General features: G+C 70.4%; 14 protein-coding genes. 3 read left to right on the top strand and 11 right to left on the bottom strand.

Annotation, left to right across the window (positions count from 1 at the left end; genetic code table 11):
- The first annotated feature begins 113 nt into the window (after positions 1 to 113).
- Complete coding sequence (locus tag NW895_RS32460; RefSeq protein WP_289940145.1) at positions 114 to 1,085, top strand: LLM class flavin-dependent oxidoreductase; 972 nt, start codon at positions 114 to 116, stop codon at positions 1,083 to 1,085.
- Between the two features lie 154 nt (positions 1,086 to 1,239).
- Here NW895_RS32460 and NW895_RS32455 read toward each other — a convergent pair whose 3' ends face one another.
- From NW895_RS32455 to NW895_RS32440, 4 genes are all read right to left on the bottom strand, one after another.
- A complete protein-coding gene (locus tag NW895_RS32455; protein ID WP_289940144.1) occupies positions 1,240 to 2,658 on the bottom strand; it encodes a sugar porter family MFS transporter in 1,419 nt (472 codons plus the stop codon).
- A 234-nt stretch (positions 2,659 to 2,892) separates the two neighbouring features.
- Positions 2,893 to 6,567 carry an AAA family ATPase gene (locus NW895_RS32450; RefSeq protein ID WP_289940143.1) on the bottom strand — a complete coding sequence of 1,225 codons (3,675 nt, stop codon included), beginning with the start codon at positions 6,565 to 6,567 and terminating at the stop codon, positions 2,893 to 2,895.
- A 211-nt stretch (positions 6,568 to 6,778) separates the two neighbouring features.
- Positions 6,779 to 6,982, bottom strand: a complete 204-nt coding sequence (locus NW895_RS32445; RefSeq protein ID WP_142192916.1) for a hypothetical protein — start codon at positions 6,980 to 6,982, stop codon at positions 6,779 to 6,781.
- 376 nt (positions 6,983 to 7,358) lie between these two features.
- On the bottom strand, positions 7,359 to 7,640 hold the full coding sequence (locus tag NW895_RS32440; RefSeq protein ID WP_289940141.1) for an acylphosphatase: 282 nt from the start codon (positions 7,638 to 7,640) through the stop codon (positions 7,359 to 7,361).
- A gap of 176 nt (positions 7,641 to 7,816) precedes the next feature.
- Between NW895_RS32440 and NW895_RS32435 the strand changes: the two genes are divergently transcribed.
- On the top strand, positions 7,817 to 8,956 hold the full coding sequence (locus NW895_RS32435; protein ID WP_289940140.1) for a CAP domain-containing protein: 1,140 nt from the start codon (positions 7,817 to 7,819) through the stop codon (positions 8,954 to 8,956).
- A 111-nt stretch (positions 8,957 to 9,067) separates the two neighbouring features.
- Here the strand turns inward: NW895_RS32435 and NW895_RS32430 are convergent, their stop codons facing one another.
- Positions 9,068 to 9,658, bottom strand: a complete 591-nt coding sequence (locus tag NW895_RS32430) for a flavodoxin family protein (RefSeq protein WP_289940139.1) — start codon at positions 9,656 to 9,658, stop codon at positions 9,068 to 9,070.
- 132 nt (positions 9,659 to 9,790) lie between these two features.
- Here NW895_RS32430 and NW895_RS32425 point away from each other — a divergent pair, with 132 nt between their 5' ends.
- Positions 9,791 to 10,189: a helix-turn-helix domain-containing protein gene (locus NW895_RS32425; RefSeq protein ID WP_289940138.1), complete on the top strand. Its 399-nt coding sequence runs from the start codon at positions 9,791 to 9,793 to the stop codon at positions 10,187 to 10,189.
- Between the two features lie 6 nt (positions 10,190 to 10,195).
- On the opposite strand, the gene mutM is transcribed toward NW895_RS32425, so the two are convergent.
- The 6 genes from mutM to coaD all read right to left on the bottom strand — a co-directional run bounded on the left by mutM (position 10,196) and on the right by coaD (position 14,601).
- Positions 10,196 to 11,056 (bottom strand): bifunctional DNA-formamidopyrimidine glycosylase/DNA-(apurinic or apyrimidinic site) lyase, encoded by an 861-nt coding sequence (gene mutM / locus NW895_RS32420; RefSeq protein WP_289940137.1) that lies wholly within the window; start codon positions 11,054 to 11,056, stop codon positions 10,196 to 10,198.
- Positions 11,057 to 11,152: 96 nt separating this feature from the next.
- Complete coding sequence (gene rnc / locus NW895_RS32415; protein ID WP_289940136.1) at positions 11,153 to 11,971, bottom strand: ribonuclease III; 819 nt, start codon at positions 11,969 to 11,971, stop codon at positions 11,153 to 11,155.
- Positions 11,972 to 11,990: 19 nt separating this feature from the next.
- Positions 11,991 to 12,164: a 50S ribosomal protein L32 gene (rpmF, locus tag NW895_RS32410; protein WP_007493396.1), complete on the bottom strand. Its 174-nt coding sequence runs from the start codon at positions 12,162 to 12,164 to the stop codon at positions 11,991 to 11,993.
- Positions 12,165 to 12,166: 2 nt separating this feature from the next.
- Positions 12,167 to 12,811, bottom strand: a complete 645-nt coding sequence (locus tag NW895_RS32405; protein WP_289940128.1) for a YceD family protein — start codon at positions 12,809 to 12,811, stop codon at positions 12,167 to 12,169.
- 152 nt (positions 12,812 to 12,963) lie between these two features.
- On the bottom strand, positions 12,964 to 14,001 hold the full coding sequence (locus tag NW895_RS32400) for a cell division initiation protein (RefSeq protein WP_289940127.1): 1,038 nt from the start codon (positions 13,999 to 14,001) through the stop codon (positions 12,964 to 12,966).
- A gap of 120 nt (positions 14,002 to 14,121) precedes the next feature.
- Complete coding sequence (coaD, locus tag NW895_RS32395; RefSeq protein ID WP_289940126.1) at positions 14,122 to 14,601, bottom strand: pantetheine-phosphate adenylyltransferase; 480 nt, start codon at positions 14,599 to 14,601, stop codon at positions 14,122 to 14,124.
- Between the last annotated feature and the right edge of the window lie 15 nt (positions 14,602 to 14,616).

The following is a 14,616-nucleotide window of genomic DNA, read 5'->3' as shown; positions in this document are numbered from 1 at the left end:
GACCCCTGAGGCACCTCGTTGCTTCCTCCAAAGGGCAGAAGGGCACGGTCTGGATATCTGACGTACCGTCAGCTAATGTCCCCTGCCACCCGCCCGGCGAAAGGGGCGTTCCCATGCCCGTCACGGTCGTACGTTTCAACCTCGTCGCACCCGGCGCCACCCCCGCCGCGCTCGGCGCGCGCTACCGGGCGGCTCTGGAGATGGCCGCGTACGCCGACGAGCACGGCCTCACCACCGTCCAGACCGAGGAACACCACGGGGCCGGCAACAACTGGCTGCCGTCGCCGTTCGCCTTCGCGGGCGCGGTCTTCGGGGCGACCCGCCGGATCTCGGTGACGGTCTCGGCGGTCATCGGCCCGCTGCACGATCCGCTGCGGCTGGCCGAGGACATCGCGGTGCTGGACCTGCTGAGCGGGGGTCGGCTGGTGACGGTCGCCGGGATCGGGTACCGGCGCGAGGAGTACGCCCAGTTCGGTGTGGAGTGGCAGCTGCGCGGCAGGCTCCAGGACGAGCTGCTGGAGACGCTGCTCAAGGCCTGGACGGGCGAGCCGTTCGCGTACCGGGGCCGCACGGTACGGGTCACGCCTCGCCCGTTCACCGAGCCGCACCCCCTGCTCCTGGTCGGCGGCTCCTCCAAGCCCGCCGCCCGCCGGGCCGCCCGTCTCGGCCTGCCCTTCTTCCCCAGCGCGCACCTGCCGGAGCTGGAGACCTACTACAAGGAGCGGCTCGCCGAGTACGGCACCGAGGGCTGGACCATGATGCCCGCGGTACGGACGCCGCTGCTGCACATCGCCGAGGACCCGGACCGGGCCTGGGCCGAGTACGGCGAGCACTTCCTGCACGAGGCCCGGACGTACGCCTCGTGGCAGTCGGGAGGCATCCGGTCGGCGGTGAGGTCGGCGGCCACGACCGTGGACGAGCTGCGCACCGAGGGCGTGTACCGGATCCTCACCCCGGACGAGTGCGTGGCGCTGGGGCACGACTCCTATGTGCTGCATCCGCTGTCGGGCGGGATGCCGGTGGCGGAGGGGTGGCGGAGTCTGCGGCTGTTCACGGAGGGGGTGCTGCCCCGGCTGGAGGGGTGACGCGCCGGGCATCGGGGCCTCGCTGCGGCATCGGGTCGTACGACACCGCCGCCCCGGCCCGGGCAGTGGCCGGGGCGGGGCGGCGGCGTGGTGACGGGGAGAGGGGCAGCGGGGACTTGGCCCTCCTCCCCGAGCTGTGGGGCCGGGCTGCGGATCAGCCCATCTCCTCCAGCGCCTTGCCCTTCGTCTCCGTCACGAACTTCAGGACGAAGGGGATGGAGAGCGCCGCGAAGACCGTGTAGATGACGTAGGTCGCGGAGAGGTTCCAGTCGGACAGCGACGGGAAGCTCGCGGTGATGGCCCAGTTGGCGATCCACTGCGCGGAGGCGGCCACGCCCAGGGCCGCGGCGCGGATCTTGTTCGGGAACATCTCGCCGAGCATGACCCAGACGACCACGCCCCAGGACAGGGCGAAGAAGAGGACGAAGATGTGGGCGGCGATCAGGGCGACCCAGCCCTGGGTGGCCGGCAGCTTGCCGCCGACGAGGTCGTAGGAGAACGCCCAGGCCTCCAGCGCCAGGCCGACGACCATGCCGACCGAGCCGATGATCGCGAGCGGCTTGCGGCCGATGCGGTCCACGAAGATCATCGCGATCACGGTGCCGACGATGTTGATGATCGACGTCGTGAAGGAGTAGAAGAACGAGTCCGTCGGGTCGACGCCGACCGACTGCCACAGCGTCGAGGAGTAGTAGAACGCGACGTTGATGCCGACGAACTGCTGGAAGACCGACAGGCCGATGCCGATCCAGACGATCGGCTTGAAGAAGAAGCTGCCGCCGAGCAGGTCCTTGAAGCTGGACTTCTCCTCGCGCCGCATCGCGGACTCGATCTCGGCGACACGGGCGTCCAGGTCGACGTCCTTGCCCTCGACCTCGGCGAGGATCTCGCGGGCGCGCTCCTGCTTGCCGACGGAGATCAGGAAGCGGGGGGACTCGGGGATCGCGAAGGAGAGCAGGCCGTAGAGGACGGCCGGGACGACCATGACGCCGAGCATGAGCTGCCAGGCCTCAAGGCCCATCAGGGTGCCGCGCTGGTCGCCGTCGGCGGCGTTCAGCAGACCCCAGTTGACCAGCTGCGACACCGCGATGCCGACGACGATCGCGGCCTGCTGGAAGGAGCCGAGGCGGCCGCGGTAGGCGGGCGGGGCGACCTCGGCGATGTAGGCGGGGCCGATCACGGAGGCCATGCCGATGGCGAAGCCGCCGACGACGCGCCAGAAGGCGAGGTCGTACAGCGAGAAGGGCAGGGCCGAGCCGACGGCGCTGACCGTGAAGAGGGCCGCGGCGATCTGCATGCACCGGATGCGGCCTATGCGGTCGGCTATGCGGCCGGCGGTCGCGGCGCCGACGGCGCAGCCGATCAGTGCGATGGCGATGACCTGGGCCAGCGCCGCGGAGCCGATGTCGTAGCGGTCCCGGATCGCCTCGACGGCACCGTTGATCACGGAACTGTCGTAGCCGAAGAGGAAGCCGCCCATCGCGGCCGCCGCCGCGATGAAGATGACGTGCCCGAGATGATCGGGGTGAGCCGTCCTGGCTCCTGACTTGGGTGCCTGCGCTGTGCTGGTCACGTGTACTCCTCGGGCCACCGGCAACGCTGCCGGATGGGGTCAGCCCTTCGAGGTCCACCTGAAGGTACCTGAAGGTAAAAGCAACGTTGCAGAGACTATGCCTTCAAGTTTCGAAGTCAATAGGCCGCGTGCTGTGAACTTTCAGCTACCCGTAACGGCCTTGTGTTCAAGAGTTGAAGATTTTTGAAGATGCTTCTCAGAGACGCAGGTCGAGACCGGTGTAGACCACACGCACTAGCGGAGGCGCTGGGAGATGACCTTCGACACACCGTCGCCCTGCATGGACACGCCATACAGCGCGTCGGCGACCTCCATCGTGCGCTTCTGGTGCGTGATCACGATCAGCTGCGAGGTCTCCTGCAGCTCCTGCATGATCCGGATCAGCCGCTGCAGGTTGGTGTCGTCGAGCGCCGCCTCGACCTCGTCCATGACGTAGAACGGGCTGGGCCGCGCCTTGAAGATCGACACGAGCATGGCCACGGCGGTCAGTGAGCGCTCACCGCCGGAGAGCAGGGAGAGCCGCTTGACCTTCTTGCCCGGCGGCCGGGCCTCGACGTCCACGCCCGTGGTGAGCATGTTGTCGGGATCGGTCAGGACCAGCCGTCCCTCGCCACCCGGGAACAGCCGGCTGAACACGCCCTCGAACTCGCGGGCGGTGTCCCGGTAGGCCTCGGTGAAGACCTGCTCGACGCGCTCGTCGACCTCCTTGACGACCTGGAGCAGGTCGGCGCGGGTCTTCTTCAGGTCCTCCAGTTGCTCGCTGAGGAACTTGTGACGCTCCTCCAGCGCCGCGAACTCCTCCAGGGCGAGCGGGTTGACCTTGCCGAGCTGCTGGTACGCGCGTTCGGCCGCCTTCAGCCGCTTCTCCTGCTCGGCGCGGACGAAAGGCTTCGGCTGGTTGCGCGGGTGCTCCGGATCCTCGGGGAGTTCCTCCCCCTCGGCGGGGGGCGAGGGCGGCACCATCTGGTGCGGGCCGTACTCGGCCATGAGCCCCGCCGGTTCGACACCGAGTTCCTCCAGCGCCTTTGTCTCCAGCTGCTCGATCCGCAGCCGTTTCTCGGCGCCGAGTACCTCACCGCGGTGGACCGAATCCGTCAACTTGTCGAGTTCGGCCTTGAGGTCGCGTCCCTCGGCCCGCGCCCGGGCCAGTTCCTGCTCGCGGCGGGCCTTGGCCGCCTCGGCCGCGGTGCGCTCCTGCTCGGCGCGGGCGAGGGACACCTCGACGTGCGCGAGCAGTTGCCGGGCACCGGAGGCCACGGCCTCGGCGACGGCCGCCTCGTGGCGCAGCCGGGCGCGCCGCTGCTCGGCACGCGCGCGTGCCTCCCGTTCCGCGCGGGCGGCACGGTCGAGGGAGTCGGCCCGCCCGGCCAGCCCCTTGACCCGCTCCTCGTGCGTACGGACCTGGAGGCGGGCCTCCATCTCGGTCTGGCGGGCGTTGGCCCCGTCGGCGGCGAGACGGTCCCGCACCGATGTGTCGGGCTCCTCCTCGATCGGCATCTCCTCGGCGACGGCGAGCCGTTCGGCGAGTTCCTCGACCTCGGCCAGGGCGGTGTCGAGCGCCTCCTGGGCCCGCGTCGCCGCGGCGGCGGAGCGTTCTGCCTCACCGGCGGCGCCCCGCGCCTGCCCGGCGAGCCGCCCGAGCTGCTGGGCGACGGACGACTTCTCCCGGTCGGCGGCCCGGCGCCGCTCCCCCAACTCCTCCACGAGCGCGGCACACTCCGTACGCCGCTCGGCCGCCGTGCTCTGCTCCGCCGTGAGTTCCTCGCACCGCACGGCGAGTTCCTCCAGCTCGGCGGCGGCCTCGTCCACGGACGCCTGCACCTCCAGGAGGCTCGGTGCCCCGGCGGAGCCGCCCTGCGCGAAGTGGGCGCCCAGCAGGTCGCCTTCGGCGGTGACGGCGGTGAGGTCGGGCCGCGTGTACACGAGGTCCTCGGCGTCCTCCAGGGTGTTGACGACGACGATCCCGCGCAGCAGGCGCCGTACGGCGGGCATGAGATCGGAGGGACCTCGGACGAGGTCGGCGGCGAAGGGGTGCCCGGCGGGGTGCGGTTCCTCGGACGCGTCGGGTGCTTTCACACCCGGGCCGTTCCCGGGGCCGGTGGGTGCGGTGGCCGTGGCGGCGCCGGTGCGCGGGGAGTGCGCGGTCACGGCACCGGCGGCCGTCCCCGCGTCCGTGTGCGTGTCCTCGGGCGCCCCGGCGAGCAACAGCGCCGCCCGTCCCGCGTCCTGCTTGCGCAACAGGCGGATCGCGTCGGCGGCGGCGGAGGGGGTCGTGACGGCGACGGCGTCCGCGGCGGCGCCGAAGGCGGCGGCGAGGGGGACCTCGTATCCGTGCGTCACGGTCAGCAGCTCGGCGGCCGGGCCCAGCAGGCCGGAGAGACGCTCCTTCGCCGTCAGCAGCGCGCCCGTGCCGTCCTTGCGGCGCAGGCCCATCGCCAGGGTTTCGTGGCGGGCCTGGGTCGCGGCGCGCTTGCGCTCGACCGCGGTGGCCGCCTCCCGCGCGGCCGTGAGGGCGGCCTCCGCCTCCGCGAGCTGCCGCTTCGCCGCCTCGTGCTGTTCGGCGAGTTCCTGGTCGCCGGCGTCGAGGCCGTCGACCTCGGCCTGGAGCGCCTCGTACTCCTCCTGGGCGGCGACGGCCCGTTCCTGGGCCTCGTCGCGGGCGGCGGCCAGCCGCTCGATCTCGGCCTGGGCCGCGGCGGCGCGCGAACGGGCCGCGCCCACCTGCCCCTTCAACCGGGCCAGGCCCTCGCGGCGGTCGGCGATGGCGCGGGCCGCGTCCTTCAGCCGCCGCTCCTCCTGCGCCAACTCACGCTCCAGTTCGGCGCGGTGGGCGACGGTGTCCTCCAGGGCGCGCTCGGCAGCCTCCAGGGCCGCTTCGAGTTCGGCCTCCTGCTCGCGGATGCGGGCGGCCTCCCGCTCCAGGTCCTCGGGGTCACGGCCGCGCCGCTCCTCCACCGGGGCCGAGGTGGCGCTCTTCACACGCGCGTCGGCCAGCGAGATCGTGCCGCGCACCCGCTCGGCCAGCTGGGACAGTTCGTACCAGGTCTGCTGGGCGCGCTGGAGGCGCGGGGTGAGCTGCCGTACCTCGTCCTCCAGGAGGGCCTCGCGCTGGAGCGCCTTCTTCAGCTCCTGCTCGGCGGCTTCCTTGCGCTCCTTCAGGGCTGCCTCGTCGGCGATCTCGGCCTGGAGCGCCTCCCGGAGCCGTACGAGGTCGTCGGCGAGGAGTCTCAGGCGCGCGTCCCGGAGGTCGGCCTGGATGACGGCGGCCCGTCGCGCCACCGCCGCCTGGCGGCCGAGGGGCTTGAGCTGCCTGCGCAGCTCGTCCGTCAGGTCCTGCACGCGCGCGAGGTTGGCCTGCATGGCGTCCAGCTTCCGCAGCGCCTTCTCCTTGCGCTTGCGGTGCTTGAGGACTCCGGCGGCCTCCTCGATGAAGGCGCGGCGGCCCATGGGGTCGGCGTGCAGCACGGAGTCGAGCTGGCCCTGGCCGACGATGACGTGCATCTCGCGGCCGATGCCGGAGTCGGAGAGCAGCTCCTGGATGTCGAGGAGGCGGCAGGTGTCGCCGTTGATCTGGTATTCGCTGCCGCCGTTGCGGAACATGATCCGCGTGATGGTGACCTCGGAGTACTCGATGGGCAGGGCCCCGTCGGAGTTGTCGATGGTCAGGGACACCTCGGCCCGGCCCAGCGGCGGGCGGCCGGTGGTGCCGGCGAAGATGACGTCCTCCATCTTGCCGCCGCGCAGCGACTTGGCACCCTGCTCACCCATGACCCAGCTGAGCGCGTCCACGACGTTGGACTTGCCCGAGCCGTTCGGTCCGACGACGCACGTGATCCCCGGTTCGAACCGGAGCGTGGTCGCCGAGGCGAACGACTTGAACCCTCGGAGGGTCAGGGCCTTGAGGTGCACGCCGCTGGACTCTACCCCCCGGGTTCGTCTCACTCCATGAACCCACGGTTTCGCCGGTGAACGCGCAGGGCACACCAAACGTTAAAGACGGTGAAAGGATGCGTGGGGGCAAGAAAGAAGGGACGCCGAGGCGTCCCTTGCAACTCTGACAAGTGAGCGGTTGTACGGGCAGCCCAACCACTGCTTGTGCTTTCGTGGAGCGATGCAGTGATCAGGTGAGCGCAGGCTCCGCCTGGTGTGCGTCAACGCTCTCCATGATCCTGTCGTGAGAAGCGGCAGCCGTCAGGGCGTCGTTCTCCGCCTGGATCCGTACGAGCTCGGATTCCAGGTCCTGGACGCGCTGCTGGAGCCGTCGCATCTCGGCGAGGAGTCGAGGGTCGGAGCCGCCGACGTAACCGAGAAGCGCCTTTGCCATGATGGATGGTCCTCCACACTGAGTGACCGACCGAAGCGGTGTGGGTCGTGAGGGATTCGCACCCGTGGTGCTTGGCATTGTGGAGTTGTGCTGCCGTTCTTACGCGCCAAACAGCCAAGGTGCTCGGGCTTTCAGCGTCTCACCAAAAAGTTTGACGGTCAACACGATCACGCCCTGCGTGGGCGGGCAGCCCGGGAGCGCGCGGCCACGAACGGCGACGCTGCGACTCCTGCGGGGCCTCAGGGCGAGGCGATCATCTTTGCGCGTGGAGCCTGCCACGGCAAGGGGTTCTCGGCAATCACCAGGGAGTTTCTGGTGCGGGTGGCCCTCGGCGGGGGGTTCGGAGCCCGCCGACGAGCCGCCGCAGGGCACGGCATCAGCGGATGGCGAAGCCGTCGTAGCCGCCGCGAGGTGTGTCCCAGATCTCGGTGACACCGTCCACGCGGCCGGGCGTGTCGTCGCCCTGGAGCCAGTCGAGGAGACCCCGGCAGCGGTCCTTCGGGCCCTCCGCGACCACCTGGACCCGCCCGTCGCCCAAATTGAGAGCAAAACCACTCAGACCGCCGATCTCCAGGGCCTTGGCCCGCGTGAACCAGCGGAAACCCACACCTTGGACGCGTCCACGCACCCAGGCGACCAGTCGCACATCCTCGCTCATGACTGCAACCTAACGGGCCCAAGTCACTCAGGGCACGTCCACCTCCGGGCGCCATGCGGTACCGTCCCCACCCAACGAATCTCATACGAAACTCACTAGATCGTGTGAGTTTTGTGAGGCATCTGGGTCTGACCGCAGAGGACGAGTCAACCGCACAGGACGAGGAAGGCCAGGACATGGGACGCCACCGACGCTCCGCCGCCGGCCGCGCCGCCACGGGCCGCGCCGCGGAGGTCACACAGACGGACGGCTACGCCACGGAAGGTCACGACGCCCTGGGCTCGTACGGTGAAGACCGCCCCACGATGGGCATCGCGCCCTATCTGAACCCCGAGGCGTACGCCGGTACGTATGCGGAGACCGAGGCCTACCTCTTCGCGGCGGACGACGGTGACACCCGGGCCGACGACACCGCGGTCTTCGCCGGCGACGGCTTCACGCCCTCCGACGGCCCCCGGCGCGCGGGGGCGCACCGGCGCCGGAAGAAGAAGGCGGTGCCGGTCAAGACCGGTCTGCTCGGCGTCTCCGCGGCGGTCGCCATCGGCACGGTCGCCGTGGCCACGGGTGCGGTGCCCGGCCTCGACAACTACAAGCTCGGCGGTGGGAACAACAGCGCCGACAAGGTGCAGGCCGCGGACTCGCCGACCAACGTCCCGACCGAGCAGGGCGGTACCTCCGGCAGCGCGGACAGCCGTGCCGGCGGCACGGCCACGAGCCGGGACTCCGAGCGCCCCGCCTCGCCCTCGGCGTCTCCTTCGACCTCGAAGGCCACGCCGACCAAGACACCGACCAAGACGCCGGCCAAGACGCCGACCAGGACACCGTCGAAGAAGCCGGCGACGACGCCCGGCACCGAGAAGCCGAAGCCGCCCGCTTCGCAGACGGCCACCGGGAAGCCGGAGCGGTCGTCGTCCAGCGCGCCGGTGACCGTCTCCGCGGAGGCCGCCGCCGAGGCCCAGGTGCTCAAGCTCGTCAACGAGGAGCGGTCCAAGGCGGGCTGCAGCGCGGTCTCCGCGAACAGCGCGCTCGGGGAACTGGCCGAGGACTTCAGCGACGCCATGGCCGCGCAGGGCTTCTTCGACCACACCGACCCCAGTGGCGCGAGCCCCTGGGACCGGGCCGACAAGGCCGGGATAACCGACCTCGGCGGCGAGAACATAGCCCGGGGCCAGGCCGACGCGGCGGCCGTCATGGACGCCTGGATGAACAGCCCGGGACACCGGGCCAACATCCTGAACTGCGACTTCAAGACCCTGGGAGTCGGCGTGCACTTCGGGTCGGGTGGCCCGTGGTGGACGCAGGACTTCGGCTACTAGGCACATCGGGCGCAGACCGACAGCGAGCGGCTCCCACCGGTGACCGGTGGGAGCCGCTCGCGTGCAGGGGCGGACGTGCGCGGACCTGCGCGCAATCGTTCGGGCAATCGCTTACGCGGCCGTCAGGGTGCGCCCGCGCGCGAACACCTTCGCCGTCTCCGCGACCCTGCGCCCCAGGTGCTCCGCCGTCGCGATGTCCGCCTTGTGGACGGCCTCCGGACCCTCGTCGGCGTTGGTCTGGGCGGCGGCACCCGCGAAGACGCCGAGGCGGTTGAGGTCGGTCTCGGAGGCGGTGCTGCTGTTCCAGCCGGGCAGCAGGCCGAGGTTGACCCAGTGCATGCCGAGCTGCGCCGCGAGGATCTGGAAGAACTGCAGGGTGTGCAGCTTGTCGCCGCTCTTGGAGGCGGAGTTGGTGAAGCCGGCGGCCAGCTTGTCCTTCCAGGCCTGGACGGCCCAGCGCTTCGAGGTCGCCTCGGCGAAGGCGTGGAAGGCACCGGACGCGGTGCCCATGTAGGTGGGCGAACCGAAGACGATGGCGTCCGAGTTGTCGAGGGTTTCCCACTGTTCCTCGGTGATCTCGTCGACCTTGATCAGGTGCACCTCGGCGCCGGCATCGGCGGCACCGGAGCGGACGGCCTCGGCGAGGACGGCGGTGTGGCCGTAGCCGGAGTGGTAGGCGATGGAGACAACTGGGGTGGTCACGTAGGTACTCCTCTGGGGACGGCAAGGGGCGCCGCGACGAACACGCAGTTCATCGACGGCGAGAAAAGGAAAGCACTAACTTTTGGTTAGCGCAACCCGCGGGTTGGCGCTGCGTTGGAGTACGCTGGAGCCATGACGACCACGCAGGAGCGCGCGGAGGACCCGAACCTCCCGTACGACGTGTTCTCCAAGGCCTGCCCCTCGCGCGGCACCCTGGAGCACATCACCGGTCGTTGGGGCGCACTCACGCTCGGCGCCCTGTACGAGGGGTCCTTCCGCTTCAACGAGCTGCGCCGCCGCGTCGACGGCGTGAGCGAGAAGATGCTGTCCCAGACCCTGCACGCCCTGGAGCGCGACGGGCTGGTCCACCGCGAGGCCCAGCCCACCAACCCGCCCCGCGTGGACTACGAGCTGACCCCTCTGGGGCGTGAGGTGGCCCAGCGGCTGATCGGCCTCATCCAGTTTCTGGAGGGACGCATGGACGACGTGCTGGACGCGCGCCGGCGGTACGACGAGAAGCGTGACGCGTAGCCGCTGTCACGGCATGACGCGCGGCGCCCGCTGACACTTCGGGCAGTAATAGCTGGACCGGTTCATCCACGGGCGCCGGCGCATCGGCGTGGCGCACCGGCGGCAGGGCAGGCCCGTGCGGCCGTACGCGTCGAGGGACCGGTCGAAGTAGCCGGACTCGCCGTTGACGTTGACGTACAGGCTGTCGAAGCTGGTGCCGCCCACCGAGAGGGCCGCGTTCATCACGTCCCGCACGTGACCGAGGAGTTGGAAGGTGCGGGGGCGTGTGAAGGTGGCCGTGGGGCGCTCGTAGTGGAGGCGGGCCCGCCACAGGGCCTCGTCCGCGTAGATGTTGCCGACGCCGCTGATCAGCGACTGGTCGAGCAGGGCGCGCTTGATCGTGGTGCGCTTGCGGCGCAGCGCCTGGTGGAAGGCCTCGTCGTCGAAGAGCGGGTCGAGGGGGTCGCGGGCGATGTGCGCGATGACGTCGGGCAGGCCGTCGGGGGTGGTGTCGTGCAGCGACAGGCCGCCGAAGGTGCGCTGGTCCACGAAGCGCAGTTCGGTCTGGAGGTCGTCGGCGAACCGGACGCGGATGCGCAGGTGTTTCTCGTCGGGCGCCTCGTGCGGCTGGACGAGGAGCTGGCCGCTCATACCGAGGTGGGCCAGGATCGACTGGTCCGTGTCCTCCAGGGGCAACCAGAGGTACTTGCCGCGGCGGCTGGGCGTGCCGATGCGGTGGCCCCGCAGGCGGTGCGCGAAGTCGTCGGCGCCCGCGAGGTGGCGGCGCACCGCGCGCGGGTGCAGCACCTCGGCTTCGGCGACGGTGCGATGGGCGACCCAGCGCTCCAGACCGCGCCGGACGACCTCGACCTCGGGCAATTCGGGCATGGGGCTCCCCCGTACTCCCCCGACACGCGGGCGGTGGATGAACCGAGCGCCCGCCCCCAAGCAGGGACGGGCGCTCGGGTGCGCTCTTCTGTTCGGTCAGACGGAGGCAGAGGGGGCGTCGGCGCCCCCCGCAAGCTCGGCGGCCTCGGCCGCCGCTGCCTTGGCGCGCTGGTCCGCCGCGGCCCGGATGGACCGCCACGCGGACTCGGCGGCCTGCTGTTCCGCCTCCTTCTTGCTGCGGCCGGTGCCGGTGCCGTACGAGACGCCTCCGACGCGGGCGGCAGCAGTGAAGGTCTTCTCGTGGTCGGGGCCGGTCTCCGTGACCAGGTACTCGGGGACGCCGAGCCCTTCGGTCGCGGTGAGTTCCTGGAGGCTGGTCTTCCAGTCCAGGCCGGCTCCGAGGTTCGAGGACTTCTCGATCAACGGGTCGAACAGACGGTGCACCAGCTCCGCCGCCGAGTCCAGGCCCTGGTCGAGATAGACCGCGCCGATCACCGCTTCCAGGGTGTCGGCGAGGATGGACGCCTTGTCCCGCCCGCCCGTGCCCTCTTCACCGCGGCCGAGCCGGATGAAGGAACCCAGGTCGAGGCCGCGCCCCACCTCTGCCAGCGCACGCGAGTTGACCACCGCGGCCCGCAGCTTGGCCAGCTGGCCTTCGGGCAGGTCGGGGTGGGTGCGATACAGCGTGTCCGTGACCACCAGGCCGAGGACGGAGTCCCCGAGGAACTCCAGCCGCTCGTTGGTGGGCAGACCGCCGTTCTCGTATGCGTAGGAACGGTGGGTCAGTGCTCGCACCAGAAGGGCGGACTCGACCTTGTAGCCGAGCCGCCCTTCCAGAAGGGTGTGGGACGAGGCCTGGTTGTCCGCCGGACGACCCCCGCGTTGACGGGGACTGCTCTCTTTGGCGTCAGTCACAGTGCCTCTCACCAGCCGCTCAGACCTCGAGGACCTGGCGCTTGTTGTAGGTGCCGCACGACGGGCACGCGATGTGCTGCAGCTTCGGCTCGTGGCAGCGCTCGCACGCAACCAGGGTGGGGACCGCAGCCTTCCACTGCGACCGGCGGTGGCGCGTGTTGCTGCGCGACATCTTCCGCTTCGGAACAGCCACGGCTACTTCTCCTGCTTCTCGTCGACGCCCGCTTCGGCGCCGCTCGTCTCGTCCTTGTCGCCGTCCTGGAGCTGGCCGGCGAGTCCCTGCAAAGCCGCCCAACGGATGTCGACGGCGTCGTGATGGTGGTCCGGGTCGTCCGCCAGCCGCGCTCCGCACTCGGAGCACAGACCCGGGCAGTCTTCCTGGCACACCGGCTGCATCGGCAGTGCGAGCACCACCCCATCGCGCAGCACGGGTTCGAGGTCGAACAGGCCGTCCTCGAGGAAGAGCCTGTCCTCGTCGTCCTCGGCGTCGTCGCCGGGTTCCGCGATCACGCGGCCCCGGTCGTCGGCGTCAGGGTACGAGAACATCTCCTGGAAGTCCGCTTCGAGCTCCAGCTCAAGCGGCTCCAGACACCTTACGCACTCCCCCTCGGCCCGTGCACGGGCGGTGCCTGTGACCAGCACACCCTCCATGACCGACTCAAGGCGGAGTTCGAGCTCCACCGGCGCGCCTTCCGGCACTCCGACGACGCCCTTCAGACCGAAGTCCTTGGGAGCGTCGACCGTGCGGGTCAGGCGCTGCAGCGCACCAGGCCGCCGACCCAGCTCGTGCGTGTCGAACACGAGGGGGTTGCGGTGGTCGAGGCGGGCGTTCAGAGCCATTCCTGCTTTCGATCTTCTGAGCTCTCGGGGACGCCGCCCTTCGGTGTCCCCCGGGCAGCGTTGATCGCGGACGTACGCGCGACCGAAGAGCCAGGATACTGGACCTTTCGCCTACGGCCCAATCCGGTGTGCGCTCCCGGCCGCCGACCGGCTCAGGTGGTGCCGCGCTCCTGCTCGTAGGCCCGCAACTGCTCCGCACTGATCATGCTGGTGTCGAAGAGGCTGGTCTCGTCCAGGGTGTGCGACTGCGGCTGGGCGTACCCCTGCTGCGCCTGGTTCGGGTCGTATGCGGCCTGCTGGGCGTCGTAGCCCTGGTAGCCGTACGGGTCGGCCTGCTGGTAGCCGTACGGGTCCTGCTGGCCGGAGTACTGCTGCTGGTAGCCGCCGTACGGGTCGGGCTGCTGCTGATAGCCGTACGCGGGTTCCGGCTGGGCGTAGTCCTGCTGCTGGGGCTGCTGCGGGGCCGGGGCGTCCGCGACCGCCGCGAGGCCGGCGAGGTAGTCGGCGTCGCTGGAGTGCTGGACGGTGGAGGTGTCGTCGGCGAGGGCGCCGAGGTCGTCGGTGGCGATCCGGCCGTGCAGCTTCTCGCGGCCGCGGCCGACCGCCTCCAGGGTCTTGGCGAGGACGGCCTCGAAGGCGCCGAGCTTGGCGTCGACGTACGCGTCGGCGTCGCGGCGCAGGGTCTCCGGGTCGTGGCTGCGCTCGGGGGCGTCCTCGTCCTCGTAGCCGTTCTCGTCGGTGCCGGGGCCGGTGCCGAGGAGCTTCTCGCGGCCGCGGCCGACGGAGCCGAGGGTCTTGGTGAGGACGACCTCGAAGTTGGCGAGCTTGGAGTCGACGTAGTCGTCGGCCTCGGCGCGGATCTCCTCGGCCTCCTGGCGGGCCTCGGCGAGGATCCGGTCGGCCTCGGCCTGGGAGCGGCGGGCGACCTCGGTGTCGGAGATCAGGGAGCCGCGCTCGGCGTGTGCGCTCTCGATGATCCGCTCGGCCTCCTGCCGGGCCTGCGCGACCATCTGCTCGCGGTCGCCGATCAGCTCCTGGGCCTGGGCGAGCGAGTCGGGCAGCGCCGCCCGCACCTCCTGAAGCATCGAGAGCAGTTCGGCGCGGTTGACCACGCACGAGGCCGACATGGGCATGCCCCGGGCCCCGGAGACCATCGTGACGATCTCGTCGAGCTTCTTCTGTACGTCCACCAGGTGCTCGCCACTCTCTACAGCTGTGTTGGAGACGGACGGGACGACTGTACGACCCTGGGGTGCCCGCCGGACACCGGGTGACGGATTGTCAGCCTCCGAGGCGTTTCCCGGGTGCGCTCAGTCGTTCTTCAGGCGCTTGGCGAGGGCCTTGAGGACCTGCGGCGGCACCAGGTGGGAGACGTCGCCGCCCCAGGTCGCGACCTCCTTGACCAGGGAGGACGACAGGAAGCTGTAGGTGGGATTGGTGGGGATGAAGAGGGTCTCGACGCCGGAGAGGCCGTTGTTCATCTGGGCCATCTGCAGTTCGTAGTCGAAGTCGCTGACCGCGCGCAGGCCCTTGACGATGGCCGGGATGTCGCGCTGCTTGCAGAAGTCGACGAGCAGGCCGTGGAAGGCCTCGACGCGGACGTTTCCGTACTCGGCGGTGACCTGGCGGATCAGGTCGATCCGCTCGTCGATCTCGAACAGGCCCTTCTTGGCCTTGTTGATCATCACCGCGACGTAGACCTCGTCGTACAGCCTGGAGGCGCGGGAGATGATGTCGAGATGTCCGTTGGTGATCGGGTCGAACGACCCGGGACAGACGGCGCGGCGCACTTGTGATCCCTCGCT

It is taken from the genome of Streptomyces sp. S.PNR 29 (assembly GCF_030386795.1).
In the GTDB taxonomy this organism is placed as follows: domain Bacteria; phylum Actinomycetota; class Actinomycetes; order Streptomycetales; family Streptomycetaceae; genus Streptomyces.
This window is presented reverse-complemented; position numbering and strand designations above follow the sequence as displayed.

What these genes read in the sequence shown, in the direction of transcription:
- NW895_RS32460 (WP_289940145.1), top strand. Translation starts at nt 114, where the DNA reads ATGCCCGTCACGGTCGTACGTTTCAACCTCGTCGCACCCGGCGCCACC.
- NW895_RS32445 (WP_142192916.1), bottom strand. Translation starts at nt 6,982, where the DNA reads ATGGCAAAGGCGCTTCTCGGTTACGTCGGCGGCTCCGACCCTCGACTC.
- NW895_RS32440 (WP_289940141.1), bottom strand. Translation starts at nt 7,640, where the DNA reads ATGAGCGAGGATGTGCGACTGGTCGCCTGGGTGCGTGGACGCGTCCAA.
- NW895_RS32435 (WP_289940140.1), top strand. Translation starts at nt 7,817, where the DNA reads ATGGGACGCCACCGACGCTCCGCCGCCGGCCGCGCCGCCACGGGCCGC.
- NW895_RS32425 (WP_289940138.1), top strand. Translation starts at nt 9,791, where the DNA reads ATGACGACCACGCAGGAGCGCGCGGAGGACCCGAACCTCCCGTACGAC.
- mutM (WP_289940137.1), bottom strand. Translation starts at nt 11,056, where the DNA reads ATGCCCGAATTGCCCGAGGTCGAGGTCGTCCGGCGCGGTCTGGAGCGC.
- NW895_RS32405 (WP_289940128.1), bottom strand. Translation starts at nt 12,811, where the DNA reads ATGGCTCTGAACGCCCGCCTCGACCACCGCAACCCCCTCGTGTTCGAC.